Source organism: Streptomyces sp. NPDC050535, from assembly GCF_044457665.1.
Taxonomy (GTDB): Bacteria; Actinomycetota; Actinomycetes; order Streptomycetales; family Streptomycetaceae; genus Streptomyces.
The window spans coordinates 20,326-46,711 of the sequence record NZ_JBITHE010000024.1; the positions used below are offsets into that span (position 1 = coordinate 20,326).

25 protein-coding genes are annotated in these 26,386 nt (G+C 70.7%); 12 read left to right on the top strand and 13 right to left on the bottom strand.

Annotated features, from left to right (window positions below; translation table 11 throughout):
• Positions 1-29 precede the first annotated feature (29 nt).
• From ACIBLC_RS35315 to ACIBLC_RS35335, 5 genes are all read right to left on the bottom strand, one after another.
• Positions 30-1,025 carry an alpha/beta hydrolase gene (locus ACIBLC_RS35315; protein WP_399215495.1) on the bottom strand — a complete coding sequence of 332 codons (996 nt, stop codon included), beginning with the start codon at positions 1,023-1,025 and terminating at the stop codon, positions 30-32.
• The gene (locus tag ACIBLC_RS35320; protein WP_399215496.1) at positions 1,022-3,886 is read right to left on the bottom strand and encodes an AAA family ATPase; all 2,865 of its coding nucleotides are present in this window, start codon (positions 3,884-3,886) and stop codon (positions 1,022-1,024) included. The genes ACIBLC_RS35315 and ACIBLC_RS35320 overlap by 4 nt, the downstream gene beginning before the upstream one ends.
• A gap of 211 nt (positions 3,887-4,097) precedes the next feature.
• Positions 4,098-4,634 carry a hypothetical protein gene (locus ACIBLC_RS35325; RefSeq protein WP_399215497.1) on the bottom strand — a complete coding sequence of 179 codons (537 nt, stop codon included), beginning with the start codon at positions 4,632-4,634 and terminating at the stop codon, positions 4,098-4,100.
• Between the two features lie 88 nt (positions 4,635-4,722).
• Entirely contained in the window at positions 4,723-5,550 is an 828-nt protein-coding gene (locus ACIBLC_RS35330) for an SAM-dependent methyltransferase (protein WP_399215498.1), read from the bottom strand.
• A gap of 192 nt (positions 5,551-5,742) precedes the next feature.
• Positions 5,743-5,949: a hypothetical protein gene (locus tag ACIBLC_RS35335; protein ID WP_399215499.1), complete on the bottom strand. Its 207-nt coding sequence runs from the start codon at positions 5,947-5,949 to the stop codon at positions 5,743-5,745.
• Positions 5,950-6,147: 198 nt separating this feature from the next.
• On the opposite strand from ACIBLC_RS35335, the gene ACIBLC_RS35340 reads away from it, so the two are divergent.
• The 5 genes from ACIBLC_RS35340 (at position 6,148) to ACIBLC_RS35360 (ending at position 10,310) form a co-directional block, all read left to right on the top strand.
• The gene (locus tag ACIBLC_RS35340; RefSeq protein WP_399215500.1) at positions 6,148-6,384 is read left to right on the top strand and encodes a chaplin family protein; all 237 of its coding nucleotides are present in this window, start codon (positions 6,148-6,150) and stop codon (positions 6,382-6,384) included.
• 277 nt (positions 6,385-6,661) lie between these two features.
• Complete coding sequence (locus ACIBLC_RS35345) at positions 6,662-7,543, top strand: hypothetical protein (protein ID WP_399215501.1); 882 nt, start codon at positions 6,662-6,664, stop codon at positions 7,541-7,543.
• 178 nt (positions 7,544-7,721) lie between these two features.
• Positions 7,722-8,804, top strand: a complete 1,083-nt coding sequence (locus tag ACIBLC_RS35350; RefSeq protein WP_399215502.1) for a glycerophosphodiester phosphodiesterase family protein — start codon at positions 7,722-7,724, stop codon at positions 8,802-8,804.
• A 43-nt stretch (positions 8,805-8,847) separates the two neighbouring features.
• Positions 8,848-9,099 carry a hypothetical protein gene (locus ACIBLC_RS35355; protein WP_399215503.1) on the top strand — a complete coding sequence of 84 codons (252 nt, stop codon included), beginning with the start codon at positions 8,848-8,850 and terminating at the stop codon, positions 9,097-9,099.
• 11 nt (positions 9,100-9,110) lie between these two features.
• Positions 9,111-10,310, top strand: coding sequence for an SPFH domain-containing protein (locus ACIBLC_RS35360; protein ID WP_399215504.1), 1,200 nt, complete (start codon positions 9,111-9,113; stop codon positions 10,308-10,310).
• Between the two features lie 57 nt (positions 10,311-10,367).
• On the opposite strand, the gene ACIBLC_RS35365 is transcribed toward ACIBLC_RS35360, so the two are convergent.
• A complete protein-coding gene (locus ACIBLC_RS35365; protein WP_399215505.1) occupies positions 10,368-10,583 on the bottom strand; it encodes a hypothetical protein in 216 nt (71 codons plus the stop codon).
• 208 nt (positions 10,584-10,791) lie between these two features.
• Positions 10,792-11,487, bottom strand: a complete 696-nt coding sequence (locus ACIBLC_RS35370; RefSeq protein WP_399215506.1) for a LuxR C-terminal-related transcriptional regulator — start codon at positions 11,485-11,487, stop codon at positions 10,792-10,794.
• Positions 11,488-11,642: 155 nt separating this feature from the next.
• On the opposite strand from ACIBLC_RS35370, the gene ACIBLC_RS35375 reads away from it, so the two are divergent.
• Entirely contained in the window at positions 11,643-14,465 is a 2,823-nt protein-coding gene (locus ACIBLC_RS35375) for an AAA family ATPase (protein WP_399215507.1), read from the top strand.
• Between the two features lie 158 nt (positions 14,466-14,623).
• On the opposite strand, the gene ACIBLC_RS35380 is transcribed toward ACIBLC_RS35375, so the two are convergent.
• From ACIBLC_RS35380 to ACIBLC_RS35395, 4 genes are all read right to left on the bottom strand, one after another.
• Positions 14,624-15,091: a peroxiredoxin gene (locus ACIBLC_RS35380; RefSeq protein WP_399215509.1), complete on the bottom strand. Its 468-nt coding sequence runs from the start codon at positions 15,089-15,091 to the stop codon at positions 14,624-14,626.
• Positions 15,088-15,468 carry a hypothetical protein gene (locus ACIBLC_RS35385; protein WP_399215510.1) on the bottom strand — a complete coding sequence of 127 codons (381 nt, stop codon included), beginning with the start codon at positions 15,466-15,468 and terminating at the stop codon, positions 15,088-15,090. Before ACIBLC_RS35385 ends, ACIBLC_RS35380 begins: the two co-directional genes overlap by 4 nt.
• Before the next feature lie 286 nt (positions 15,469-15,754).
• Positions 15,755-16,090: a hypothetical protein gene (locus ACIBLC_RS35390; protein WP_399215511.1), complete on the bottom strand. Its 336-nt coding sequence runs from the start codon at positions 16,088-16,090 to the stop codon at positions 15,755-15,757.
• Between the two features lie 313 nt (positions 16,091-16,403).
• The gene (locus tag ACIBLC_RS35395; protein WP_399215512.1) at positions 16,404-17,243 is read right to left on the bottom strand and encodes an alpha/beta fold hydrolase; all 840 of its coding nucleotides are present in this window, start codon (positions 17,241-17,243) and stop codon (positions 16,404-16,406) included.
• A 156-nt stretch (positions 17,244-17,399) separates the two neighbouring features.
• Between ACIBLC_RS35395 and ACIBLC_RS35400 the strand changes: the two genes are divergently transcribed.
• The 5 genes from ACIBLC_RS35400 to ACIBLC_RS35420 all read left to right on the top strand — a co-directional run bounded on the left by ACIBLC_RS35400 (position 17,400) and on the right by ACIBLC_RS35420 (position 21,500).
• Positions 17,400-18,104, top strand: coding sequence for a GAF and ANTAR domain-containing protein (locus ACIBLC_RS35400; protein WP_399215513.1), 705 nt, complete (start codon positions 17,400-17,402; stop codon positions 18,102-18,104).
• Positions 18,105-18,124: 20 nt separating this feature from the next.
• The gene (locus ACIBLC_RS35405; RefSeq protein ID WP_399215514.1) at positions 18,125-19,189 is read left to right on the top strand and encodes an NAD(+)/NADH kinase; all 1,065 of its coding nucleotides are present in this window, start codon (positions 18,125-18,127) and stop codon (positions 19,187-19,189) included.
• A gap of 109 nt (positions 19,190-19,298) precedes the next feature.
• Positions 19,299-19,754, top strand: a complete 456-nt coding sequence (locus ACIBLC_RS35410; protein ID WP_399215516.1) for a MarR family winged helix-turn-helix transcriptional regulator — start codon at positions 19,299-19,301, stop codon at positions 19,752-19,754.
• Positions 19,751-20,680, top strand: coding sequence for an ATP-binding cassette domain-containing protein (locus ACIBLC_RS35415; protein WP_399215517.1), 930 nt, complete (start codon positions 19,751-19,753; stop codon positions 20,678-20,680). The genes ACIBLC_RS35410 and ACIBLC_RS35415 overlap by 4 nt, the downstream gene beginning before the upstream one ends.
• Entirely contained in the window at positions 20,640-21,500 is an 861-nt protein-coding gene (locus ACIBLC_RS35420) for an ABC transporter permease (protein WP_399215518.1), read from the top strand. The genes ACIBLC_RS35415 and ACIBLC_RS35420 overlap by 41 nt, the downstream gene beginning before the upstream one ends.
• A 42-nt stretch (positions 21,501-21,542) precedes the next feature.
• Here ACIBLC_RS35420 and ACIBLC_RS35425 read toward each other — a convergent pair whose 3' ends face one another.
• Entirely contained in the window at positions 21,543-21,722 is a 180-nt protein-coding gene (locus ACIBLC_RS35425) for an antitoxin (protein WP_399215519.1), read from the bottom strand.
• 164 nt (positions 21,723-21,886) lie between these two features.
• Between ACIBLC_RS35425 and ACIBLC_RS35430 the strand changes: the two genes are divergently transcribed.
• Entirely contained in the window at positions 21,887-23,524 is a 1,638-nt protein-coding gene (locus tag ACIBLC_RS35430; RefSeq protein ID WP_399215520.1) for an MFS transporter, read from the top strand.
• On the opposite strand, the gene ACIBLC_RS35435 is transcribed toward ACIBLC_RS35430, so the two are convergent.
• Positions 23,515-26,262: a SpoIIE family protein phosphatase gene (locus ACIBLC_RS35435; RefSeq protein WP_399215521.1), complete on the bottom strand. Its 2,748-nt coding sequence runs from the start codon at positions 26,260-26,262 to the stop codon at positions 23,515-23,517. The two genes, ACIBLC_RS35430 and ACIBLC_RS35435, sit on opposite strands and share 10 nt — an antisense overlap.
• Positions 26,263-26,386 lie beyond the last annotated feature (124 nt).

The window sequence follows — 26,386 nt, forward strand, 5'->3', positions numbered from 1 at the left end:
CGTCATGCCCCGCGTCCGATGTGGTGCGCTCAGGCGAGCAGCGTTCGCAGGAAGGCGGCACCCTGCCGTACGGCGGCCCGCGTCGGCGGGCTGTCGCGCAAGGAGGACAGCGACACGAAGTCATGCACCGTGCCGAGCAAGCGGAGCCCGGTCACCGTGACTCCCGCGCGCCGCAGCTGTTGCGCGTACCGCTCGCCCTCGTCCCTGGCGACGTCGGCCTCCGCGGTGATGACCAGCGCCGGAGGGAGTGTCGCGAGATCCGTGAGGCTCGCCCGTGCCGGGGAGGCTGTCGGATCGGCCTGGTCCCGAGGGCTGTCGGTGTACTGGTGCCAGTACCAGTGCAACGCCTCGCTGGTCAGGAGGTATCCGGTGGCGAACTGCCGCTGGGAAGGGCTGTCGCACCGCGAGTCCGTGACCGGGTAGTACAGCAGCTGGGCGCGGATCCGCGGGCCGCCGCGCCGCTTGGCCATCATGGTCAGCGCCGTGGCCATGGTGGCGCCGGCGCAGTCTCCGGCCACCGCCAACCGGGTCGCGTCCAGGCCCAGTTCACCGGCCTGCCGGACCGCCCAGGTCATCAGCGCGTAGCACTCCTCGATGGCCACCGGGAACCGGGCTTCGGGTGTGCGGGTGTACTCGGGGACGAGGGCGGCCACACCCGCGCTCAGCACGAGTTCGCTGACCAGCCGGGCGTGGGTCTGTGCGTCCCCCAGCATCCACCGGCCGCCGTGGACGTAGAGAACCACTGGCAGCGGGCCCTTGATCCGGGTCGGCCTGAAAATCCAGAAGCCCACCAGGCCGGATGGTCCCACCGGTGCCACCTGGAAGGCGGCATCCACCCCGAAGTCGTCGATCTCATGCCCCTGGGACTCGAGCAGCACCTGCCGGCCGTCGGCCGGGCCCAGTTCGTGGAGGAAGGGCGGTGCGGAGGAGGCGTCGACCAGCCGACGCACCAGCGGATCGAGCACCACGACCGACGGGCTTCCCGGGCCCTTGTCCCCGTCGGGGTCCGACAGCGTCCCGCTCATCTCCCGCTTGTCCCTTCCGATCCCGTGCGCTGTTCGATGACGTCCCGCAGCTGATGGCGACTGTTGATGCCAAGCTTGGGATAGACGTTGTACAGGTGCGTGCCGACGGTACGGGGGGACAGGAAAAGCTGCTCCCCGATCTCACGGTTCGACAGGCCGTTCGCGGCCAGCCGCACGATCTGCTGCTGCTGAGCGGTCAGCTCCGCCAGCGGAGTGGCAGTCTCCGGAACGGCGGCCCCGCCGCTCGCACGCAGTTCGGCACCGGCCTGCGCGGCGAGCCGGTGCGCGCCGAGCCGGGTAGCGGCCTCGATGACGGTCGCCAACTGCTCGCGTGCTTCCCGGGGCCGTCGTTTCCTGCGCAGCCAGAGCGCGTAGCTCATCCGTGCCAGGGCGCGTTCGAACGGCCACTGCTCCGCTCCCGGATTGACCACGGCCAGGCGGAAATGCTTCTCGGCGTCGGCGTCCAGGTCCACCAAGGCTGCCGCGTGGTGCATCAACAGCGTCATCCGGAGGGTCGGCCGACGGCCCTCGGCCCGTCGCACCGCCGCGAGGATCTGCGCTGCCTCCGGGTGCCGGCCGAGCCGCTGGGCGGCACCGGCGAGGGCGGCGATGGAACGGCTGGACAGGAGGTTGTGCACCGGAGTGCCGTCGTCCTCGAACAGAGACCGGAGGTTGCGGAAGGCGTTCTCGTGGTCCCCGAGGGACAGGGCGGCGAGTCCCCGCGCCCGAAGCATCCGGGCCATGGTGGCGCGGTTCTCGTCGAGGCCGACGGACTGCCAGTTCGGTCCGGTCAGTTCGACCCCCGGCTCGTTGTCCCCGCGCAGAGCGCGCAGGGTCACCCGCAGTGCGTCGAGATCCAACTCGGTGTACGTCATTCCGCGGACGACCGCGAAGGCCTGGGCCTCCTCGATCAGTTCCTCCGCCTCCGCCCATCGCCCGGTGGCGAGCAGCACGTCCGCCTGCACCGCGAGGAGGTGCGCGACCGGGCCCATGGCGCCGGCCGCCCGCAGCGTCACGAACACCTGCCGAAACAGGTCCACGCACAGGTCCGACTCGTCCGCGTAGTAGGCAACCGATCCGACCGCGACCATCCGGTGCAGTGTCGCGGGGTCCCGCGGGTCGGACAGCCGTGGCAGCGAGGAAAGCGTCTTCAACAGGCCGGGGGCGCGGGTGGGATCGCCGGTGGCCCTGACGACGGCCAGGAGAGAGGCAGTGACTTCGTCCCGAGTGAGATTGGAGTAGTACGGCTCCGTCGTCCTGGGACCGGCCCGCTCGGCCCGGTTGATCAGGGTGACCTGGTCGAGCATCCCCGGAAGGACCCGCAGGTGCTCAGCGAGTCCCGACTGGTGCGCGATTCCGCCGGCGAGCGTGACCATGACCGTGGCGGTCGTCCCGTCGAGCGGGGGAGTGCGCTCCCACGCATCGACCAGCAGGGAGAAGGCCTCGCGCTGGAACGAGAACAACGACAGCGCCCAACTGGTGGCGCAGATGGCGACGCTCAGCAGCTCCGGGTCATGATTCACGGCGACGAAGTCCGCGTAGAGTTCGCGGACCCAGGCAGGGTCTCCGAAGTCGTTCGCCGCCGTCAGGGCTTCCGCGAGGCGGCGGGCCCGGTCCTCATCGCTGGGGCTGAAGCGCGCAGCCTGCTCGAAGGTCTTCGCGGTGGCGTAGACGCCTCCTCGTCGCTGCGCCATGAGGGCGGTGGCCTCCAGAGCCGCAGCCACCGACTCGTCCGGGCCGATCGCCGCACCGGCCAGGTGCCAGGCCTGACGGGACGGTTGGTCACCGAGTACCGCTGCCAAGGCCCGGTGCGCCTGCTGCCGTGCCTGTACGGGCTCGCGGTGGAACGCCGCGGTGCGGATGAGCGGGTGCCGGAACACCACACGTCCGTCGGTGACGGCGATCAGGCCCGCGCGCTCCGCCGGGGCCCATACGGACAGGTCGCACCCTTTGCCCAGGGCGGCCATGAGCGTCGCCAGGTCCTCGTGGGTCGACGCGGCGGCCGAGTACAGCAGCGCGCGCCGCGTCGCCGCAGGCAACGCGCCCAGCTGAGCGGCGAACATCTGCTGGATACGCGAGGTCTGCGGCATGCCGTCGTTCGTCAGCGCCCCGTCGACGCGAAGGGCCCGGCACAGTTCGATGAGGGCCAGCGGATTGCCCTCCGCCTGTTGGAGCAGGTCCAGTCTGGCGCCTCCCGTGGGCGCCCCCGGTTGCGAGTCCAGGAGCTGGGCTGCCGCCTGGGAAGTCAGCGGCCCGAGGGGCAGCACCGCGAGATCCGCGGGGATGCCCGGCGGGGGAACCTCACCGCGTGCCGCGAGCAGCACCGTGACGGATTCGCCGGCCAGGCGTCGAGCGGCGAAGAGCAGAACATCGAGGGAGTCGCGATCGCAGGCCTGGATGTCGTCGACGGCCAGCAGTACGGGGCTCGTCCGCGCGACCTGTCCGAGCAGCATCAGGACGCCGACGCGGAACACCATGGGCTCGGCCGGACCGGTGGCCGGGGCGAGTCCGAAGGCCGCGCGGAGGGCGTCGCGCTGGTGCTCCGGCAGGAACGCGAGATCGCCCAGCACCGGGAGCAGTAGCTGGTGCAACGCTGCGAACGACTGCTGCATCTCCGTCTCGCAGCCCTGGGCAGCCAGCACGCGCGTGCCCATCCGGCTCGCCCGCTCCGTCGCGACGCGCAGCAGTTCGGTCTTGCCGGTACCGGTCTCGCCCAGCACCAGGAGGGACTGGGGCCGGTCGCGACCGCGCTCGACGCACTCCAGGATCCGGCCGATCTCCGCCTCCCGGCCGATCGGGAGCGCGTCACCCTGCCCTGTGCCGGCCGACTCGATACCACTGGTCCTGGCAGCGGCAGACATGGCGACAGTGGCTCTGTCCATAACCGGGATCCCCAACCTGTCGCGGCCGAAAAGCCGACATCGGCACGGTTTCCAGCCTACTTCGCCCCTTAATACGCGCCAGTAGCCTACCGCGCGATCATGACGGCCCCGCATTCGAGCAGGGTGCTGGTGCTGATGCCAGGGGCTGGGTCGCCCCGTCGTGGCCGGACCACGGGGAACAGGCTCGGCGTTACGCGGCCGGATTTCCCTCGACCCACTGGATGAGGAGCTGCCGCACGTAGGGGTTGCCCTCCTGCGAGGCATGGGCCAGCCGCTCGGAACTCACCCGCGCGGCGCGCCAGGCCGCCGGGGTGTCCTCCGCGTGCGCGTGGTCGGCGGCGGCCAGGGCGTCGGCCGCGAGGCCCCGCAGTTCCTCGGACAGATCGTCGTCGGCGGCGGCCCGGTAGGCCTCAAGGCGCAGGGCCGACATGTCCCGGGACGCGTCGGACGGCGGCGCGAGGGGCTGGGCGTAACCGCTGACGGCTATGACGACACAGAAGGTGGCGACGTCACGGCGGCTCTCGCGCTGTCCCTTGGCGATGGCGGGCGCGAGCCAGGACGGGGCATGCCAGTGCGAGACCGACGTGGCCACGAGCAGGGTGACGGTCAGCAGCACGAGGGGAATCCAGCCACCCAGGAAGTAGCCGATCGGTCCGAGCACCAGAAAGCAGACCCCGCTGAGCATCCAGATGCGACGGCGGCCGAGTCTCAGGTGTCGGGAATCCATACGGTTCAGTGTCGCAGGAGAGCCTGTTCCGGAGTGAGGGGGCGGGTGATTTCTCGCAGGGTTCCCCGCCCCACCACGTACGTCCGGATCAGGACACCTTGCGGCCCACCCCGCCGTACGCGTCGACGGCGGGACCGGCGCCCTCGGAACCCCCGGATTCCGCACGCCAGTTGGTGACCGGGACGATCCCGGGCTCCACCAGCTCGAGCCCGTCGAAGAAGCCGCCGATCTCCTCGACGCTGCGCACGTAGTACGGCACGGCGCCACTGGAGTTGTACGCGTTCGAGGCGGCGATCATGCCCTCGCTCGTGGAGGTGCTGTCACTGATCACGAGGTGGCTGCCCGCCGGGAGGCCGTCCATGACCTGGGACACCAGCCCGCGCGCCCGCTCGTAGTCGGCGACGTGGCCGAGGGTGTTGAGGATCATCAGGGCGACCGGCTGGGAGAAGTCGAGCGTGCCCTCGGCGGCCTTCAGGATCGCTTCGGGGTCGTAGAGGTCGGCGTCGAGATACGACGTCTTGCCCTCGGGAGTGCTGGTGAGCAGCGCACGGGCGTGGGCGAGCACCATGGGGTCGTTGTCCACGTACACGATCCGGCTGTCCGGGGCGAGCCGCTGGGCCACCTCATGGGTGTTGTCGGCGGTCGGCAGCCCGGTGCCGATGTCCAGGAACTGGCGGATGCCCTGATCCACGACGAGGTACCGGACCGCGCGGCCCAGGAAGTGGCGGCTGGTGAGCGCCACGTCGACCAGCCCGGGGAAGATCTCCTTGATGTGGTCGCCGATCTCGCGGTCGACCTCGTAGTTGTCCTTGCCACCGACGAAGTAGTTCCAGAACCGCGCGGAGTGCGGCTTGGTGGTGTCGATCCGGGCACGTATCTCTGCGGCGGCAGCGAACTGGGGGTCGGGCTCAGACACGGGGGTGCCTCCTGCGCGGCGTAATCAATGGGCTAGACGTCAACCTAGACGTTCGAGCCCGGCTCACGCTCCGCTTCGGCTCCCCAACCTGTCACCGGCGTACGGGTTCTGGCCAAGTACCGGATGCTGTCGGCCACTTCGCGTGGAGGACAGGCCGCTGACCCTGTGAAGACCTCGCGGCTCTCGCCGCGGCTAGGGCAGCAGTTTGTCGAGGGCCGCGGGGCCCTCCGCCGCCAGCTTGCGCTCGGCCCGGGCGAGGGTCTCCGGGGTGACGTCCAGGCCTGCGGCGAGCACCAGATCCTCGGGGGTCACGTCGCCCTCGGAGCCGGTGTGCAGCAACGCGTCGGGGGTCGTCGTGTCGTCGGACGGCGAGGGCGAATCGGGCTGGCTGGTTGACATGATCTCTCCCTGTTCCACCTGATCTCCTCTCACGCTACGGGCATTCCGCGCGGCCCGCGCGACGCGTCCGGCCCCTGTGGGACTCAGGTGGTCCGGTGGGGCCGCGGGCCCCCGTTCGGGCGTACAACGATGTCGCCCGGCGGATGCCGAGGTGATGGTGGAGGAACCCACAGCCCCACCGACTGATCGGAGCTTGCAATGCGTTTCCGTCTGATGGCCGCCACCGGGTTGGCGAGCACGGCCCTGCTGTTCGCCGCGGGCACCGCCGTGGCCGACGACCCCGACCCGGTCGGCGTCGCCGCGAACAGCCCCGGCCTCCTGTCCGGCAACGTCGTCCAGATCCCGCTCGACCTCGATCTGAATCTCTGTGGCGATTCGATCAACGTGGTGGGGCTGCTGAACCCGGCCTTCGGGAACGAGTGCCAGAACGGCTGACGCGAGGGCGGCGCCGGGCGGGCTCTGCCTGCCCGGCGCCGCCCTGTCGGCTCAGTCGACGCGAGAGGTGACGCGGGAGGTGACGCGGGAGGTCTCGCGGGAAGGGGAACAGGCGGCGTCCCGGGCATGCGCGACCCCGGTGAGGTGGCCGCGGGGGCAACTGTCGTTTGCTGGACGCTGAGTTGACGGCCGGCGTCCATACATTGGTCTGTACATGCCCGTCGTGGGAGGCCAGACTGTGCGCCGAACAAGCGCCCCCCACCGAGGAGCAGACCACATGCGCATGCTCGTCCGGCAACGTTGTCACGCGGCCCTGGCCGGTGTCGTCACGCTCGCCACGGCCGCCGTCCTGACCGTCTCCGCCACCGCGCCCGCCGCTGCCGCCGACACCTGGAACGAGGTGGGCTCGGACCGTGCCGACCCGCTGGCCGAGAGCCAGGGCCTGACCTCAGTCGAGGTCCCGGCCGGAAGCCCGAACCGCTACACGGGGGTCGGCACGATCCCCGCCGGCGTCTACGCCCGTGGCTGGAATCACGTCGGTGACCCGGACGCCTCCTACAACGGCTACTACGTCGAGCCGTACCAGGCCGACGGCGGCACCGCCAAGATGTTCCGGGTGCAGGCGCCGGGCGGCGCGTGGTCGGAGTACGTCCACACACTCGGCTCCGGCGAGGCGCTGAACAACTCCTGGGTCGCCATCTCGCCGAGCGGTTCATGGATGGTGAACGGCGAGTACGGCACGATGACCAGATTCCTGGTGTTCCCCACGCCCGGCGTGAACCCGAGCACCTCGCCCTCGGCGAACCTCCCGCAGGCGTCCACCATCACCCTCGACCACGCCGTACGTGACGTACAGGGCTGCGACTTCGTCACCTCGACGCGACTGCTGTGCTCCTCCGACGACCCGGCCGGCACGCTCTTCGGCATCACCAAGCCGCTGCTCCAGGTCGACCTGTCCGCCGAGCCGAACGGCACCGCGAACGTGACCGGTCACGTCACGGCGCTGCGCCAACTCCCGCTGCGCAGCGGCTGCACGGGGACCTTCGAGACGGAGGGCATCGACTACGACCGGCGCACCGGAACCCTGCGCGTGATCGTCATATCGCCCGGCTTCTGCGTCCTGACCGACAGCAAGACCTACAAGTTCACCAAGAGCTGAGCAGCACCGCCGGGGGTGTCGGAGGGGGTGCGTGGGCGCGTGGTGCCCAACTGTCCGGATTTAAGCCAGGCTTCGCCCCGCCACCACCTCGGACACCCCCGGCGCGGCCACCCTCGCTCCATACTGTGGGCCGAATTCCGCGCGGACCCGTGCACGGACCGAAAGGGATGGCCCACTCATGATCGGATGGCGCACCTCCGCCGTTGCCACCACGCTCGCCTGCACCGCAGCCCTGGCCTGCACCGCGGGCGTCCTCGCGACACCCGCGGAGGCGCTCGGCGGTGCGGTGGACCGGCACCGGCCCAAGCCCGGAACCTTCGACCTCCAGGCGCACCGCGGTGGACTCGGACTGCGGCCGGAGAGCACGCTCGCCTCCTTCGCCCACGGCCTGGAGACCGGCGTGAGCACCCTGGAACTGGACGTCCAGATCACCAGGGACCGCCAGGCGGTGGTCACCCATGACCGGCGGGTCAACGGCACCAAGTGCAAGGACACGGCGCCGGTCGTGGCGGGCGACCCGCAGTACCCGTACGTCGGCAAGTACGTGAACACCCTCACCCTCGCCCAGGTCAGAACCCTGGACTGCGGCTCCCTTACGCTGCCCGACTTCCCCGAGCAGGTGGCGGCCCCCGGTGCCCGGATGCCGTTGCTCCGCGAGGTGTTCGCCCTGGTGAGGAGCTACCGCGCGTACGACGTGAAGCTCAATGTCGAGACGAAGGTGGAGGCGGGCGCGCCCGCCGAGACCGCCCCGCGCGAGCAGTTCGTGGCGGTGACCGCCCGTGAGATCCGGCGGGCCCGCATGCTGCGCCAGGTCACCGTCCAGAGCTTCGACTGGGGCGCGCTGATGGCGATGCGCGAGACGGAGCCGCGGTTGCCGCTGGTGGCCCTCGACAACAAGGACTTCCTCCAGGTCGGCAAGCCCGGCGCGTCCCCGTGGCTCGGCGGCATCGACATCGACGACTTCGGCGGCGACCCCCTGAAGGCCGTCAAGTCCTTCGGTGCGAGCGCCTATTCGCCGGTGCACGGCAGTCCGCAGAACGGCAAGGTCACCGACCCCGGTTACGTCCCCTACGTCACCGCCCGGATGGTCGACGAAGCGCATCGCCTCGGCCTCAAGGTGATCCCCTGGACCATCGACGACCCGGCCACCATGAACAAGCTCATCGACGACGGCGTCGACGGACTGATCACCGACTATCCGGACCGGCTGCGCACCGTGCTGGCCCAGCGCGGCTTCAAACTGCCCAAGCAGTACGGGTAGGTCTACAGTCGAAGGACAACCCGACTGATGGGGGCGTCCCGCGGTGGTGCAGGATGAAGCCGTGATCGGCTGCACGGGGGAACTGCTCGTGGGCACGAGGGGAGCCGTCGGCCCCGGCGAGATCCTCGTGCGGGTCAGAGGCGGCACCGAGACCTTCTTCGCCTGGTCGCAGGAGCCCCTGCCGACCGGGGCGACCGTGCTGGTGGTCGAGTCCCGGGGCTGTCGTGCGGTCGACGTCATCAAGTGGGCCGATCCGCTGGACGAGTTGGGCGACGGCCTGGCCGACGCCGGCTGAGGAGGAGAAGCATGTTCGGTTACCGCGTTCCCGCTCCCGACGAGGCGATGCTGATCTCGGGAGGCAGACGTGGACTGGGCGGCGCGCCCTTCCTGGTCGTGACGGGGCACGGCAAGTTCGTGCTCCCGGTCTTCCGCAAGACCCGCTTCCTCACGCTGTCGATGTGCGAGGCCGAAGTCACCGAGACCTGTGTAACCCGGCAGGGCATCTCGCTGCACGTCCGTGCCGTCATCGCCTTCAAGGTGGGCAACGACACCGAGAGCATCATCAACGCGGGGCAGCGCTTCCTCTCCGACCAGGACCAGATGTCGGTGCTGACCGGCCGGATCTTCGCCGGCCATCTGCGTTCCATCATCGGCTCGATGACGGTCGAGGAGATCGTCACCGAGCGGCAGAAGCTCGCCGCGGAGGTCCTCGACACCTCGAAGATCGAGATGGCGAAGATCGGCCTGATCGTGGACTCGCTTCAGATCCAGTCGATCGACGACGGCGACACCGGCTACATCGAGGCCATGTCCGCACCGCACAAGGCGGCCATCCAGCGACAGGCCCAGATAGCCCAGGCGCAGGCCACCCAGGCCTCGGTCGAGGCGGAGCAGGTGGCCGCGCGCAACCAGGCCGAGTACGCCCGGCAGACCGCGATCGTCAGGGCGGAGTACTCGGCCGAGGTGGACCGCGCGCAGGCGCAGGCCGCGCAGGCCGGACCGCTGGCGCAGGCCCACGCGCAGCAGGAGGTGCTCGCCGCCCAGACCGAACTGGCCCAGCGCGCCGCCAAGTTGCGTCAGCAGCAGCTGGTGGCCGAGATCGTGAAGCCCGCCGAGGCGGAGGCCGAGCGGATCAGGGTGCTCGCCATCGCCGATGCGGAGCGGATGAAGATCCAGGCGGCGGCCGCGGCTTCGTACGACCGCGTCGCCCTCGACCGGATGCTGATCGACCAGCTCCCGCTCATCGTCAAGGAAGCCGCGGGTGGTCTCGCCGGCGCCAACGTCAACGTCCTCAACGGCGCGGACGGTCTGGGCGAGATCGCCGCGGGCCTGGTCGCCCAGGGCCTGACGATCCTGGACTCCGTCCGCCAGAACCTGAGCGGCCAGAACTCCGACGGCAGCCCCGAAAAGGCCCAGGCGCCCCTGGAGTTGGGGAGTTCCTCGCGTACTCCGGAGAAGTACACCGACGAGGGGGAGCGGGAGGACGGCCCCGGCGACTCCCGCTAGCGCGGCGCCGGTGCTGCCGCCCGACCACGAGACCGGGCCGCGCCTTCGGCGCTCGCGTCAGGAGAGCCAGCCGGTCGACCCCGACCCGGGAGGAAGGGCGCGGGAGCTCGGGACCGAGGCGGCCGGAGGCCTCGAACGGAGACCGGCGGACGCGGGATCGGCGTTGACGATCCATTCGAGTTCACGCTGGATCCTGTGAGCTTCGGTACGGACCTGGAGCGGTATGTCGCCGCGCTCGGATATCAGTTGGGCGTAGATCGGTGCGTCGTGCACGGTTGGTGCTTCTCCTCGGGGTCGGTGCCTCGCCTCTAAGGTAAGGCCGCGGCGTCGCCGCGGGACTCATCCTCTCAGTTCGGACAGAACCGGAGACACCCGATCAAGGAGTGACACGTTCCCGTGGGCCGCGGAGGGCGAGCCGGCCCGAGGTTCCCCTTCGGTCCGGCCCGGTTGCCCTGACGGCCCCTTGCGAAGGTCCGTTCGATCAGATGTAGCCTTCGCGAAGGGCATAGGCCACGGCATGTGCGCGGTTGCGCAGATGCAGCCGGGTCGTTAGCCCGTGCATGACATTCTTGACCGTGCGTTCGGAGTAGGACAGCTTGCTCGCTATCTCCCCGGTGTCCAGTCCCTCGGCCACGAGCCTCAGGACGTCGACCTCACGCGGTACCAGACCGGAGAGCGGAACCCCGGAATGGCCTGCCGCGGTGCGCTGGAGTGAACCCACCTGAGTGATGAGGCGTCCCAGGAGATCCGCGGGCAGATCACCGTCGCCCCGAGAGGCCGCGAGCACGGCCTGCACCAACCGGTGCGCATTGGCCTCGTGGCGCCAGACGATCGCCCCGACACCGCACTCGATGACATCGAGGAGCTCGGCCTCACGGATCGTGCCCACCACCAGGACGGCGCGCGCTCCGTCACCGCGTACCAACTGGCGCAACCGCGAGAGCGTGCTCTCGTCCGGCGTCTCGCTCACCAGGACGGCCACCGTGCCGGGGCCGGCCGGCACGTCGTCGAGGAGGTCGATCACCGGCTGCCGCGCCACCAGGCCGCGAACTCCGGCCCGGGAGATCGGGTCCGGCGCGTGGACCACCACGGGTATCCGGGTTCTGGAATCCGCTGCCCCCGTTTCGGCGTGCGGGTGTGACGCGCCCGCGTCGGGGGGCCGTTGTGAGCTGCGCAACCGTTACTCCCAAGTCCACATGCCGGTGGCCCCCGTGCCGTCAATGACTGATCGGCTCGCCCCAGCTTTCTGTGCCCGGTGTGCCCGCACAATCGTGGAGCACCACGAGACGCACCACGAGATCGATCATGAGACGCCGACAAAAGGAGGCATCGATGTGCGAACTCGGACCACTGCGTGAACGACTGGAGGCCGTGGAGCTGGTGGCGGCCGAGGCGGATCGCGCACACGCCGGGTCCGGCCGGCTGGTGCTGCTCCGAGGAGCGTCCGGGACAGGCCGTACCGCTCTCCTGGAAGCCGTCGCCGCGCAGGCGCAGGCACGCGGGGTGCGGGTGCTGCGGGCCCGCTGCTCGCCCGACGACGAAACCGCCCCTTTCTCCGCGGTGCTCCGGCTGCTGTCCTTAGAGACCGAACCGGCGAACGCCGCCGAGCCCTGCCCGGACCACGTCGCCCCCTCGTACGACCGGAACTATGCCGCACAGTTGTGGAGCCGGCTCCGCGCGTACGCCGCCGACGCGCCGCTGCTGGTGGCCGTGGACGACGTCCACTTCGCCGACGGGTCCTCACGCCGCTGGCTCGTCGAAGCCGCCCGGCGCATCGACGCGCTGCCACTTCTGCTCATCGTGACCGAGCGCTGTCAGTACGACGTCGACCCGCCCTCGGAGGGCCTGGCGTACACGCTCTCACCCACCCTCGTACGCACCCACACGCTCTCCCCGCTGAGCGCGAACGCCGCGGCCGAGCTGGTCCGTTCGGAGATCGGGGCGGCGGAACCCGGGTGGGTGGACGACTGCGTACGGGCCGGTGCGGGCAGTCCGCTGCTGCTGCGCGCCCTGCTGGACGACCTCCGCGCGAAGGAGCCGGAGGGCACCCTGCCCGAAACCGTGCCGCAGACCTGCGCGGCCCTGTATCCGGGCGCCTACCCGGCCGCCGTCTCGTGGTGGCTGGACAGCGCCGGACCCGCCACAGCCGGTGTCGCCCGCGCCCTCGCGGCACTCGACGACGACGCCCTGGACGACGGGCAGGGCGAGGGGACGGCCGAACTGCTCGCCCGCATGGCGGGAGTCGACCCATCGAGGGTGCCGGGCTGGCTCACCGCGATGACCCGCCTGGGGCTGCTGCGCCGCGACGAGGACGGGCGGCCGCGCTACGCCCACCCCCTGCTGCGGGACGCGGTGTTGAGCGGCTGGCCGAGCGTCAGACGGCGGGCGGCCCACCGTACGGCGGCCGAGGTCATGCTGAGCCGCGGCGATCGCGCCGAAGCGGTGGCCGGACAGCTTCTGCGGACTCCCGCGGTCGGCCCGGGCGCGGAATGGGCCGTGGCCGTGCTCCTGGACGCCGCGACCGTCGCGGTCCGGCACGGCAGAACCGGCGACGCGGTGTCCTACCTGCGCCGGACGCTTGAGGAGCCGCTGACGCCCAGCCGTCGGGCCACGGTCCTCACGGAACTGGGTTCCCTGGAGTTCGCCGCCGCACGCTCCTCGGCGGGGATACCTCGGCTCGCCGAGGCGACACGGCTGCCGGGGATGCCCGAGGACCGGGCGCGGGCCGCGGTCGCGCTGGGTACGGCGCTGGCCCTGCGGGGCGAGGCGCGCGCGGCGGTCGACGCGCTCCGTGGCCTGGACGGGCAACTGGCCGGCCATCCCGATCTGATCCGGCTGCTCCAGAACGCCTCGGCACTGCTGTCGGACAACGACCAGGCGGTCAGACAGGAGGCCTACCGGTGGCTGTACGACACCGCCGAACGGTCGCCGCATCTCATCGGAACGGCCGGCCGGGCACTCCTGGTGCGCTACGAGTCGACGGCGGGCCACATCTCCGCGGCCACGGCGATGAACCGTATCCGCGCGCTCCTCGACGAACCCACCGACCCGCTCGCGGAACCCTTCCTGCTGGGCACGGCCGCCGCCGTCGCGCAGTGGGCCGACGAACCGGACGAGGCCGAACGGCTGGTGTCGCGCGGACTGGCCGTGCAGCGCCCGCTCCTGCTGCACCCCATGAACCCCGCGCTGCTGAACGTGCGGGCGGACATCGCCGCGGGCGGGGGAGCGTACGCGGATCTGCTGGCCGACCCCACCGACTGGCAGGTCACCGAACCCCGACTCCTCCGGTCCGACCCGGCCAACGCGCACGCGCACGCCGTGATCGCCCTGGTCGAGACAGGACGCACACCGGAGGCCGCCCGCCTCGCGGACAGCTTCGATCTCCGGGACGCGCGCGAATCCTGGGAGCTCAACCGATTCCTCTACGCCCGGGGCGTGTTGCGGTCCGCGTCGGGTGATCAGGCGGGCGCGCTCACCGACTTCCTGGAGTGCGGGCGCAGGCAGACGGCACGCGATGTGGTGAGCCCGGTCGTCACGCCCTGGCGGACCGCGGCCGCCGACTGCCGTGTCGCGCTCGGACGCCCGCAGGAGGCCCTCGCCCTGGCCCGCGAGGAGATGCGGCTCGCGCTGGTGTGGAACACCCCGCGGCTGGTGGGCCGGGCGATGCGGGGGCTCGCCACCGCGACCGGGGGCAGGCGAGGTCTTGAGCTCGCCGAGAAGGCCGTACGCATACTCCGCGACGCCTCGGCGCAGACCGAGTTGATCCCCGCCCTGATCGCGCAGGGCCGCCAGCTCACCGCCGCGGGTGACCGGGCCCGCGCCCGGGAGGCGCTGCGGGAGGCCGCCGAGCGCGCGGAACGGCTGGGCGCGGTACGCATGCGGGTCCTCGCGCAGGAGGCGCTGCCCGAAGCACGTTCCCGTGGCGCCGCCACGGCGCTCACCGGCTGGGCGGCACTGACCGGCAGTGAACGCCGCATCGCCGCCCTCGCCGCCGACGGACGGACGAACACCGAGATCGCGGAACTCCTGCACCTGGCCCGGCGCACCGTCGAGACCCACCTCACCAGCACCTACCGCAAGCTCGGCATCCGCCGCAGGGCCGAACTCCCCGCCGCGATGGGCGAGCGGGAGCCCGGTCCCGCGCAGGGCGTCTGAAACCTGCTGGGGCGGGGCCTGTTCACCGTTTCCTCGGCGCGCCCCGGCGGGCCCACGGAGGCGATCGCATCGGACTGCGACCGCCTCGGGCACGTCATAAGTTATTACTCCGGCAACGCCCACATGGGCACCGCATGCGAGCTGTTACGGACGGTGGCTCAGCTCTGCTGGACACGCAACGCGGCGAGGGCGCGGTCGGCGTGTGCGCTCATCCGCAGTTCGCTGCGGACCACCTCGAGCACCGTATGGTCCTGCCCGATCACGAAGGTCACCCGCTTCGTGGGCGCCAGGGAGAAGCCACGCTTCACCCCGAACCGCTCACGCACCGTACCGTCGACATCGGACAAAAGTGGGAAGCCGAGCGTGTGCTGCCCGGCGAACTCCTGCTGACGCTCGACCGGGTCACCGCTGATCCCGACCGGGCGCGCACCGGCGGCGGCGAACTCGGCGGCCAGATCGCGGAAGTGGCACGCCTCGGCGGTGCAGCCCGCGGTGAGGGCTGCGGGATAGAAGAACAGCACCACCGGACCGTCGGCGAGCAGCTCCGACAGCTGTCGGACCGTACCCGTGTCATCCGGCAGAGCGAAGTCCTCGACCGTGTCACCCACCTCGACACCCCGCGTCATGACCGTCCCTCTCCACCCTTGGCGACGCCGCGTGCCCACAGCACGAGCGGTACCTGCAACGGAAGCCGCGCCAACGCGGCGGCCTTGAGCGGCGCGGGCCTGTCGCGCCAGTCCACGGCCATCTGGACGTTGGCGGGGAACACCCCGACGAAGAAGGCGGCGGTCGCCAGCGCGGTCACCCGGCGGGTACGTGGCAGCGCCACCCCGGCCGCGAGCGCCAGTTCGAGGGCGCCGCTCGTGTAGGTCCACGCCCGGGGCGAACCGGGCAGCGCACTCGGGATGATCGCGTCGAACTGCCGTGGTGCGACGAAGTGAGCAGCGCCCGCGGTGGCCAGCAGGCCGGCGAGCAACAGGGGTGAGCGTTCCGACCGTGGCACGTTTCCTCCTCGGGGCCTGTCGCGCGACCTTACTGGATAGTAAGTCGGAGTGGGCGAGGGGGGTGCGCCCGCGAGGAACGGCTGCCGTCTCCCCATGTTCGAGCTGCGGATCGGCGGTGAGTCGTATGAGCAGATCGCATGCGTCGAGCGAGCCGGGATGTGAACCAAAGGACGTCTTCCGGCACTGCCGACACCTACGCCGCAGGGCCCGCCACACCTGGATGTGGCCAGCCCGCTTCGTCGTGCGTATCCGGGGTGTGCGCGGAGGGGACCTCCGCCTTCGCCCTCACGCGGTCAGGGCCTGCCGCGTCGAGCCTGCCAGGGCTGGTGCGGGGCGTATCGCCACCCGCACCGGATACGTGGTCTTCGCCGGGTCCACCACCGGATCCCCCAGCTCTATCCGGCCCGCCGCGTGCAGCGCGTCGCACTCGGCGGTGGGAAGGGCCACGTGGCAACCCCCTCGTCCGGCCTCGGAACCGACGGACTGCCAGTAGCCGTACCGACGACGCCCGTTGGGGTGCACCGTGAGGAAGACCGGGGCACGCTGTTCCATCACGAGACGCAGGACCTCGGCGCCGCCGGGGCTGAGCGGAGCGTGCGCGCGGGGGAGGGCTCGGAGCATGGGTCACCGGCCTCCGGTCAGGGCCTGCGGCACGGCGCGGTGGTGGGGGAGGGGCGTCATGTGCGGGCGGCCTTTCGACGGACGGGGTTCGATCGCGTACCGCCAGGGGGCGGTGACGTTCTCGCTGCTCAGCATTGTTCCCGAGGGCACTGACAACGCGGGCGGGGCAACGCTCCGGAGCGCTGCCCGTCTCCTCAGACGCATGCTCAACTTCCTCCGTTCCACACCTCGATGACGTCTCCGATGATCTTTGCCTGCCCATGGCCCCACTTGTCCACGTAAGGGCGAGGGCATCTCCCGCGGTCTTCGTCTCCTATCCCAGGAACCCCGCCGTGGTCGCCACGAACCGTTCGCGGTCGTCCAGCCACGGAAAGTGTCCGGCCCCCGGCTGGACGACCAGCCGTGCGTTCGGGAACAGCCCCGCGAACCCGGTCATCGCGGGAGGGGGCGAGTTCAGATCGGCCTCGCCGGCGAGCAGCAGGACCGGCGCCCCCAGCAGTGCGAGCGCCGCGCGGGTGCCGGCCGGGTCGAACGCGCCCTCGGCGCCGTAGACGGCCGCGGCCTCGTTGTTCCGCTGGCCGTCCTCGGCGGCCTGGTGAGCCCGCGCCCGCTCGTCCCAGCGGCCGTAGTGGAACGGCGCGATCGCCTGCCAGTCGCCGTCCGTGGCCCGGCCGTCGGTGATCGCCTCCAGAGCGGCGAACGCCGCCGGGAACCACGGCTCGTCCCGCCGCAGCCGCGCTGTCTCGCGCCTGAGCTCCCCGGTGATCGCCTGCCCGACGGCAAGGACGCTCGGCGTGATCAGTGCGAGCCTCCTCACCCGCTCCGGGTGCCGGGCGGCGTACAGCACCGCCAGATTCGTACCGCCGGAATGCGCGAGCAGGTCGATCCTGTCCAGACCGAGCTGCTCGCGCAGTGCTTCCACGTCATCGACAAGACGGTCGCAGCGGTACGAGGAGGGGTCCGCCGGCGTCTGCGACTGCCCGGTGCCCCGGAGGTCCAGCATGACCAGCTTTCGGTGCGCTGACAGGCCGCCGAGGTCACCGAGGTACACGGACGCCTGCATGGGTCCGCCGGGCAGGCAGATCACCGGAGATCCGTCCCCGAAGACGTGGTAGGTGAGTTTGGTTCCGTCGGGTGTGGAGAAACGGGGCATGGCCAAGACCATGGCAGCGCGGTACGGCCGGGGCAACCGGATTCACAGTGCCGGACGGCCCCGTGAAGAACCGCTCTGCGCGGGGGAAGCGCGCTGATGGCAAGATGGAAACCCGGGTGAGCGGCGTTCGCGCCGCCACGGAAAAGCAGGTGGTGCATGTCGGATCAGCCCCGAGCGGACTGGGAGCGGTTCTCCGTCGCCCTGGCGGAGATGGCTCGCGATCTGCTGGCCCAGGACTCGGTCCAGGCCACCATGGACCGGATCGTGGAACACGCGACGGCACTGATCAACGGCTGTGACGAGGCCGGCATCCTCACCGTGCGCCGGGGCGAGGTGACGGCCTTGGCGGCGACGGACCAGGTGGTGCGCACGGCCGACCGGATCCAGCAGGACCTCAGGGAGGGGCCCTGTTTCGACGCCGTCACCGACCGCACGCAGGTCTATACCATCAAGGACCTGAACCATCCCCCCGAACGGTGGTCCCGCTTCGCCCCCGAGCTGAGGAAGCTGGGCATGGGGAGCATGATGGGCTTTCTGCTCTACACCGAGGACGACGAACTCGGCGCGCTCAACCTGTACTCCCACCGCCCGGGCACCTTCGACGACGTGGCCCAGCGCGCGGGCTGGGTCCTGGCCTCGCACGCGGCCGTCGCCTTCTCCGCGGCCCGCACCCACCAGCAGCTCGGTCACGCCCTGGAGACTCGCCACGAGATCGGTGAGGCCATGGGAATCCTCATGGAACGCCACGGCCTGGCCGAGGAAACCGCCTTCGGCGTCCTCAAGAAGGCCTCCCAGGACCACAACATCAAACTCCGCGAGATCGCCCGCCGGGTCTGCGAGACGGGTGAGAGACCGACCTGAGTGCGCCCTTGGAGGTTTCCATGGCCATACGACGCGTCGGACTGGTGGTCCACCTGGGCCGCCCGGCCTCCCGGGACGTCGCGCGCACGGTCCACGACTGGTGCGACGCCCACGACATCCCCTGCGCCGACATCGACGTGTGGGCCAAGGACCACCAACGCCTCAGCGGCAGGGCGGAGGCGGAGGCGGCGGGAAACCCCGACCTCGTGGTGACCCTCGGCGGCGACGGTACGTTCCTCAGAGGGGCGAGAATCGCGCTCAAGAGCGGGGCGAGCGTGCTGGGGGTCGACCTGGGCAAGGTCGGCTTCCTCACCGAGGTGGAGGCGTGCGACGTCGGCGAAGCGCTGGAGGCCGTCCACCACGGCCGCGCCACCGTCGAGGAACGCATGACGCTGACCATGCGCGCATCCCGGGCCCTGGAGATCCCCGAACGGATGGAAGCCCTGCTGCGCTATGGCCGCGGCCCCGCCCTTCCGCCCCCGCAGGTGCGCCCCGAGAGCACCGAGGGGGAGGGCTGGGGGCTCGCCCTCGACGTCTTCGCGCTGAACGACGTCGTCGTGGAGAAGCTGGCCCGGGACCACCAGGTGAGCGTCGGCGTCTATCTGGCGGGCCGCCTGCTGGCCTTCTACTCCGCAGACGCCGTCGCGGTCACCACGCCCACCGGCTCCACGGCCTACAGCTTCGCCGCCGGCGGCCCGGTCCTCTCCCCGCACATGGACGCGGTCGTCTTCACACCGATCGCGCCCCACATGACCTTCGACCGCAGTGTCGTCGCCGGCCCCGACGAACCGGTGGCCCTGCGCGTCCTGCCGCATTCGGGACAGGCCGCGGTCAGCGTCGACGGCCAGCTCCGCGGAGTGCTCGATCCCGGCGACTGGATCGGCGTCTTCCGTGCCCCGCGGCGAGCACGCCTCATCCGCCTGCGCCCCACCGACTTCTACGGCAGGCTCCGCGACAGATTCCGGCTCACCGACGCGCCCGCCACGGCGACGGACGGGCAGCCCGCGCCGTTCTTCTGGCCCGACGCCCCCATCCCGCCGGATCTCGCCCACCTAAGACTGAGTCCGCCACCCATGCCCCGCTGAGCCCGGCCACGCCCGCCCGGATGATCCCCCGCCCCGCTGAACCCACCGCTTGCCCCTTCTTGACTCTCCCTTTCCCGAAATACCTCTCAAGCAGAGCTATCTTCGAGGCGTGGAGTCAGAGAGGTTTCCCGAGGCACTGGCCGACGCCCTGGCCGGCCTGCAACGGCTGATCAGACGCCGGCTGCGCAGCGGCATGACCGTCCCGCAACTGCGCGGCGCCGAGATCGACTTGCTGCGCCTGGTGGTGGATCGCCCGGGCATCGGTGTGTCGGAGGCCGCCAAAGAGCTCTATCTGGCGGGCAATTCGGTGTCGACACTGGTCAACCGGCTGGTGGGGGAGGGCTATCTGATCCGCGAGACGGACCCCGCCGACCGGCGGGCCGCGCGGCTGCTGCCCTCACCGGCGGCCGAAGCCCGGCTGCGCGACTGGCGCCTGCGCCGCGCCGCGCTCGTACGCCGCCAGGTGACCCGTCTCGACGAGGCCGACCGCGCCGCGCTGGAGGCAGCCCTCCCGGCCCTGCGCAAGCTGGCGGCGAATCTGCACGAGGAGGCCGAGGAGACATGACACGTCGGACGACCGGAAAGGGAGACCCCGTGCCGCAGGGGAGCACTGCGAACGGTGAGGAGCCACACGCCGACGACGAACGGGCCGTAGCCGGTCCCCGTACGGACGCCGTCACCTGCTCCGCACTCACCTACACCTTCGACGAGACGACCGCGGTCGACCAGCTCGACCTATCCGTCCGCGACGGCGAGGTGTTCGGCCTGCTCGGGCCCAACGGCGCCGGAAAGACCACGGCCATCCGGTGCATCACCACGCTCCTGCCGGTCCCCGCCGGCATGGTCCGCGTGTTCGGGCACGACGCCACCCGCGAACGCATGCCCGTACGCCGCCTGTTGGGCTACGTACCGCAGCAGCTCTCCGCCGACTCCGGACTCACCGGCCGCGAGAACGTCGAACTGTTCGCCCGCGTCTTCGACGTCCCGCGCCAGGAGCGCGCGGCCCGCGTGGACCAGGCGCTCGCGGCCGTCGACCTCTCCGGCGCGGCCGACCGGCTCGCCAAGACGTACTCCGGTGGCATGGTCCGCCGTCTCGAACTCGCCCAGGCACTCGTGAGCGCGCCCCGGTTGCTGATCCTCGACGAACCGACGATCGGCCTGGACCCGATCGCCAGGACCAGCGTCTGGGAGCACATCAACGCCGTACGCGCCGCCACCGGCATGACCGTCCTGGTGACGACCCACTACATGGACGAGGCCGACCAGTACTGCGACCGCGTCGCGCTGATGCACCACGGCCGTATCCACGCCCTCGGCACTCCCACCGAACTGAGGACGGGCCTCGGCGAACGCCGCGGAACCACGAAGCCCGGCGAACTGCCCACGCTGGAGGACGTCTTCCGCGACATCGCCGGCAGCGGCCTCGACGACAAGTCAGGAGACTTCAGCGATGTCCGAAGCACCCGCCGTACCGCGACCCGGGTCGGCTGACCGCGTCCACCCGGCCGGACTCGAACTGCTCCTGGTCCCGCCCCGGGCCCGCACCGGCTGGCGGGTGCTGCCCGCCCGGGTCGGCGCGATGTGCGCGGTCGAGCTCCAGAAGATCCGCCACGACCGTACCGAGCTCTACACCCGGGCGGTCCAGCCCGCGCTGTGGCTGCTGATCTTCGGCGAGACCTTCACCAGGATCAAGGCGATACCCACCGGCGGCATCCCTTACATCGACTACCTGGCGCCCGGCATCATCGCCCAGTCGGCGATGTTCATCGCCATCTTCTACGGCATCCAGATCATCTGGGAACGTGACGCGGGAATCCTCACCAAACTTCTCGTCACTCCGACACCGCGGTCGGCGCTCATCACGGGCAAGGCCTTCGCCTCCGGTGTGAAAGCGGTGATCCAGGCCGTCGTGGTCGTCCTCATCGCCGCACTGCTCGGCGTGGGGATGACGTGGAATCCCCTTCGCCTGCTGGGCGTTGTGCTCGCCGTCATCCTCGGGTCGGCCTTCTTCTCCTGCCTCTCGATGACCATCGCGGGCATCGTGCTCAGCAGGGACCGTCTGATGGGCATCGGCCAGGCCATCACGATGCCGCTGTTCTTCGGCTCCAACGCCCTGTATCCGGTGGACATCATGCCCGGCTGGCTCCAGGTCATCAGCAAGGTCAACCCGCTGAGTTACCAAGTGGACGCGCTGCGCGGGCTGTTGCTCGGCACGCCCGCCCACCTGGCACTCGACTTCGGCGTTCTGGCCGTGGCCGCGGCTCTGGGTATCTGGTCCGCCTCGTCGCTGCTGGGCCGCCTGGCCCGTTGAGCCCGGCGAGCGCGGCCGGCCGCCTACGCGCCTCGGGTGGCCCTACCGGTCCTCGGGGCGCGTACCGAACTGGTCCCTGAGCTTGTCCTGGCCGGTGTCGACCTGGCCGCTGTACTTGCCCTGGGTCTTGCCGTCGACGGCGTCGCCCGCCTTGTCGATGCCCTTGTCGGCCTGCGATTCGTGGCCCTTGAGCATGCTCTTCAGCTTGTCCATGACGGACATGATGGTGTCCTCTCGCTCGTACCCCCACTGCCCCAGTGTTCCCGCGGTGCCGGGTCCCCGCATCTCAGCACGGGCATGATCGATTGGTGAGCTCGGGTGACCAGCACTAACGTCGATGTAGTGATCGTCCACGTTCACCTCTGAACTGAGACGCGGGGCATCCAATGACAGGTGCACAAGCCACACCTTCGCAGTCTGCCGAATCCCCGGAGCGAGCCAGAGGCAGCGGTATCGCACTCCTCGTCATCGCCTCGTGCCAGCTGATGGTGGTCCTCGACATCACCATCGTGAACATCGCGCTGCCGCACATCCAGACGTCGCTCGGCTTCTCGACCGAGAACCTTTCCTGGGTGATCAACGCGTACACGCTGACCTTCGGTGGGCTGCTTCTGCTGGGCGGCCGGCTGGGCGACATCCTCGGCCGGCGCAGGGTCTTCATGTTCGGCGTGCTGCTCTTCGTGTTCGCGTCGCTGCTCGGCGGACTCTCCCAGGAGTCCTGGCAGTTGCTGGCGGCACGCGCGCTCCAGGGCGTCGGCGGCGCCATCGCTTCCCCCACCGCCCTGTCGCTGATCACCACGACCTTCCGCGAAGGGCCCGAACGCAACAGGGCGTTCGGGGTCTTCGCGGCCGTCTCGGCGGGCGGCAGCGCGATCGGCCTGCTCGCCGGCGGGGTGCTCGTGGAGTGGCTCGACTGGCGCTGGGTCCTCTTCGTCAACGTGCCCATCGGCCTGCTGATCGTGCTCGCGACGCCCCGCTACATCCGGGAGTCCGAGCGCCATGCCGGACACTTCGACCTCCTCGGCGCACTCGCGTCCACCCTCGGCATGGTGTTGCTGGTCTACGGGTTCATCCGGGCCTCGGAGGAGGGCTGGAGCGACAGCCTGACCATCTCTGCCTTCGTGGCGGCGGTCGTGTTCCTCGCCCTGTTCATCCTCATCGAGCAACGGTCGAGGCAGCCCATCACCCCTCTGTGGATGTTCCGCGACCGCAACCGCTCGGGCGTCTACGCGATGATGCTGAGCCTGTCCGCCGCGATGTTCGGCATGTTCTTCTTCCTGACCCTCTTCGTACAGAACATCCTGGGATTCAGTCCGCTGCGGGCCGGACTCGCCTTCCTGCCGGTGAGCGTGATCATCGCGATCGGCGCGGGGTTCGCCTCGCAGCTGCTGCCCCGTTGGGGACCCAAGCCCTTCATGGCCGTGGGCGCGGTGCTGGCCGCCGTGGGACTCGGCTGGCTGACCCTGACCGATGTCGACAGCACGTACGCGGGCAGCATCCTCGGCCCCGTGCTGGTCTTCGGCTTCGGCATGGGCCTGCAGTTCGTGTCGCTGACCCTGATGGCGGTGTCGGGTGTGGCCCCCCAGGAGGCGGGAGCGGCCTCCGGGATCCTCAACGCGACCCAGCAGGTGGGCGGTTCGCTCGGCCTGTCCGTGCTGGTCACCGTCTTCGGGACGGCCAGTCGCAATGAGGCCACCGACCAGGCCGCCCGCTTCATGGCGGACGCGAGCCCGGCCCAGCGGCTGGAGTTCCGCAGGACGGGCCAGCTCCCGAAACCCTGGAGCGACCAGGTACTCGCCTCCGGTGTGTCCAGCGCGTTCGTCGTCGCCGCCATCTTCGCCGTCGTGGCGGCGCTCATCGCGCTGTTCGTCATCCAGGTGCGCCCCGACGATCTGAAGCGCCTCCAGGGCGGCGGAGCGTCGCCGCTCGCGGAAACCGGGGAGCGGGGCGGTCGGGACCCGGGGGCGCGGGAGCCGGGCGCGCCGGAGCCGGAAACGCGCGAAGGGCGCCCACGTCAGGGCTGAGCGTCGGCGGGCAGCGACTGCTCGGCCCAGATCACCTTGCCGGCCGCGGTGTAGCGGGTGCCCCACCGTTCGGAGAGCTGCGCGACGAGGAACAGACCGCGTCCGCCCTCGTCCGTGCCGGCCGCGTAGCGCAGATGGGGCGAGGTGCTGCTGCTGTCGAAGACCTCGCAGGTCAGACTACGGTCGCGCAGCATCCGTACCTGGATGGGTCCGGTGCCGTAGCGGATCGCGTTGGTGACCAGCTCGCTGAGTATCAGCTCCGTGGCGAACGCCATTTCCTCCAGGCCCCATCGGGCGAGCTGCCGGGTGACCGAGGCGCGTACCTCGCCGACGGCCGCCGGGTCGGCCGGCACCTGCCAGTCGGCGATCCGGTCGGCTTCGAGCGCGTGGGTGCGGGCCACGATCAGCGCGATGTCGTCGCTCGGCCTGGCCGGCAGGAGGGCGTCCAGGACGGTCCGGCAGGTGTCCTCCGGAGACCGGTCGGGCCCGGACAGCGCGGTACGCAGCATCTCGAGTCCCACGTCGATATCGCGTTCCCTGTCCTCGACGAGCCCGTCCGTGTAGAGGACCAGGCGACTGCCCTCGTCGAGGACCAGATCGACCGTCTCGAAGGGAAGGCCACCGAGGCCGAGCGGCGGACCGGCGGGCACCTCGGGGAACTCGACAGTGCCGTCGGGACGCACCAGCGCCGGCGGCGGGTGGCCGGCCCTGGCGACCGTGCACGTGCGGGAGGTCGGATCGTAGATCGCGTACAGGCAGGTGGCGCCGGTGACCGCGGCGCCACCGTCCTCCGCGTCCTCGTCCTGGTCGATACGGCCGACCAACTCGTCGAGCAGCCCGAGCAGTTCGTCGGGCGGCAGGTCCAGCGCCGAGAAGTTGTGCACGGCGGTACGCAGCCGTCCCATCGTGGCCGCCGCGTGCAGCCCGTGCCCGACGACGTCGCCGACGACGACGGCGACCCGGGTGCCGGACAGGGGGAGTACGTCGAACCAGTCCCCGCCCACGCCCGCCTGCGCGGGGAGATAGCGGTAGGCGATGTCCAGGGCGGTCTGCTCGGGCAGGTTGCGCGGCAGCAGACTGCGCTGGAGCGTCACCGCCATGGTGTGCTCGCGGGTGTAGCGGCGCGCGTTGTCGATGGACACGGCGGCACGGGCCACCAGTTCCTCGGCGAGCGTCAGCTCCTCCACGTCGAAGGGCTCCGGCTTCTCGGAGCGCCAGAAGTTGACCACGCCCATCACCAGCGGGCCCACCCGCAGCGGCACGGTGATCAGCGAGTGGATTCCGTACGCCACGACCTGTGCGGACCGCTCCAGGTCCTGGGCGAGCCAGCCGGCCGCCTTGCTGAGGTCGGGTTCGATGAAGGACTCGCCGGTGCTGAGGCTGCGGGCCTGCGGTGAGGTGGCGACGAAGGTGATCTGCCGGCCCACCGGGTAGAGCGGGGCGTTGTCGCGGATCCCGCTGGACGCCGTGCGGCGCAGCCGGCCCACGTTCTCCGGCTCCTCGCCGCTCAGCACGGCCTCGGCCAGGTCCACGGTGACGAAGTCCGCGAACCGCGGCACGGTCACCTCCGCCAGCTCCTCGGCGGTACGGGTCACGTCCAGGCTCGTCCCGACGTCCACCCCCGCGTCGTACAGGAGTTTGAGGCGTTCGCGTGCCACCTCGGCCCGGCCGGACAGCGCCCGCAGCTCGGTCGAGTCACGCAGCGTCGCGACGCTGCCGGACGGGCCGCCCTTGAGGTCCGTGGGCCGCTGGTTGACCGCCAGCAGCCGGTCGCCGACGAGATGCACCTCGTCCGTGGCGACGCGTCCCGAGGCCAGCAGGCCGGCCATGTCGGGATCGAGTCCGAGTTCGGCGAGCGGCCGTCCCTCGGCGTCCTTGGGCAGATCGAGCAGCCGGTGCGCCTCGTCGTTGGCGAGCACCAGCCGGCCCTCGCCGCTGATGATGACCACGCCCTCGCGGACGGCGTGCAGCACCGCGTCATGGTGCTCGTACATCCGGGTCATCTCGTACGGGCCCAGGCCCCGGGTCTGGCGCAGCAGGCGTCTGCTCACCAGTGCCGTCCCCGCTGTGGCCAGGGCGAGCGCGGCGGCCGCGGCGGCCAGCAGGAGCGGCAGCTGCCGCTCCGCGACACCGCCCACGTTCGCCGTGGTGATACCGGCGGACACGATGCCGACGACCGAACCGTCCGGCGCCTCGACGGGGACCACGGCCTGTACCAGCGGCCCGATGGTTCCGGTGATGTCCTCGGTGATGGAGCGGCCGGCCAGGGCGGGGGAGATGTCCCCGACGAACTTCTTCCCGATCCGGTCCGGGAGGGGGTGGGTGTAGCGGATCCCGTCGGTGTTCATGACGACGATGAAGTCCACCTTCGTCGCCTTGCGCGCGGCTTCGGCCCGCGGTTGGAGCACGGCTGTGGGGTCGGGGGAGCGCAGCGCCTCGACGATGCCGGGCGAGTTGGCGAAGGTCTCGGCGACGGAGAGTGAACGGCTGTGGGCCTCCACCGTGCTGTCGTGGCGCACCTGCAGTACCAGCGCCACCACCGCGGACACGACCAGCAGCAGCACGATCACCACTTGCAGCACGAACACCTGTCCGGCGACGCTGCGACCGCTCAGAGCCGACCACAGCCGTCGCAGGGGCCGGTGACGTGGCTCGTCCTCCTGTGGCCCCCGTGGCTCGGGCGGTCTGTGGGGTGCCCGGGTCGACCGAGCCCAGGATCGACCCATTAGTCGGACCATGTGCATATGTCTACACTGCCCGGCGCCGGGAGGCGAGAGGCGTCACACGTTGTGACAGGGGTGGCGGCCCGTCGCGGCGGGCGCGTACGCCCTCCGGGGGCATTCGGACGCATCATGGAGGTGG

Excerpts from the sequence above, each read along its gene's own strand:
- ACIBLC_RS35315 (WP_399215495.1), bottom strand. The coding sequence starts at position 1,025 with ATGAGCGGGACGCTGTCGGACCCCGACGGGGACAAGGGCCCGGGAAGC.
- ACIBLC_RS35320 (WP_399215496.1), bottom strand. The coding sequence starts at position 3,886 with ATGTCTGCCGCTGCCAGGACCAGTGGTATCGAGTCGGCCGGCACAGGG.
- ACIBLC_RS35325 (WP_399215497.1), bottom strand. The coding sequence starts at position 4,634 with ATGGATTCCCGACACCTGAGACTCGGCCGCCGTCGCATCTGGATGCTC.
- ACIBLC_RS35335 (WP_399215499.1), bottom strand. The coding sequence starts at position 5,949 with ATGTCAACCAGCCAGCCCGATTCGCCCTCGCCGTCCGACGACACGACG.
- ACIBLC_RS35340 (WP_399215500.1), top strand. The coding sequence starts at position 6,148 with ATGCGTTTCCGTCTGATGGCCGCCACCGGGTTGGCGAGCACGGCCCTG.
- ACIBLC_RS35345 (WP_399215501.1), top strand. The coding sequence starts at position 6,662 with ATGCGCATGCTCGTCCGGCAACGTTGTCACGCGGCCCTGGCCGGTGTC.
- ACIBLC_RS35350 (WP_399215502.1), top strand. The coding sequence starts at position 7,722 with ATGATCGGATGGCGCACCTCCGCCGTTGCCACCACGCTCGCCTGCACC.
- ACIBLC_RS35360 (WP_399215504.1), top strand. The coding sequence starts at position 9,111 with ATGTTCGGTTACCGCGTTCCCGCTCCCGACGAGGCGATGCTGATCTCG.
- ACIBLC_RS35375 (WP_399215507.1), top strand. The coding sequence starts at position 11,643 with ATGTGCGAACTCGGACCACTGCGTGAACGACTGGAGGCCGTGGAGCTG.
- ACIBLC_RS35380 (WP_399215509.1), bottom strand. The coding sequence starts at position 15,091 with ATGACGCGGGGTGTCGAGGTGGGTGACACGGTCGAGGACTTCGCTCTG.
- ACIBLC_RS35390 (WP_399215511.1), bottom strand. The coding sequence starts at position 16,090 with ATGCTCCGAGCCCTCCCCCGCGCGCACGCTCCGCTCAGCCCCGGCGGC.
- ACIBLC_RS35395 (WP_399215512.1), bottom strand. The coding sequence starts at position 17,243 with ATGCCCCGTTTCTCCACACCCGACGGAACCAAACTCACCTACCACGTC.
- ACIBLC_RS35400 (WP_399215513.1), top strand. The coding sequence starts at position 17,400 with ATGTCGGATCAGCCCCGAGCGGACTGGGAGCGGTTCTCCGTCGCCCTG.
- ACIBLC_RS35405 (WP_399215514.1), top strand. The coding sequence starts at position 18,125 with ATGGCCATACGACGCGTCGGACTGGTGGTCCACCTGGGCCGCCCGGCC.
- ACIBLC_RS35415 (WP_399215517.1), top strand. The coding sequence starts at position 19,751 with ATGACACGTCGGACGACCGGAAAGGGAGACCCCGTGCCGCAGGGGAGC.
- ACIBLC_RS35420 (WP_399215518.1), top strand. The coding sequence starts at position 20,640 with ATGTCCGAAGCACCCGCCGTACCGCGACCCGGGTCGGCTGACCGCGTC.
- ACIBLC_RS35425 (WP_399215519.1), bottom strand. The coding sequence starts at position 21,722 with ATGTCCGTCATGGACAAGCTGAAGAGCATGCTCAAGGGCCACGAATCG.
- ACIBLC_RS35430 (WP_399215520.1), top strand. The coding sequence starts at position 21,887 with ATGACAGGTGCACAAGCCACACCTTCGCAGTCTGCCGAATCCCCGGAG.
- ACIBLC_RS35435 (WP_399215521.1), bottom strand. The coding sequence starts at position 26,262 with ATGGTCCGACTAATGGGTCGATCCTGGGCTCGGTCGACCCGGGCACCC.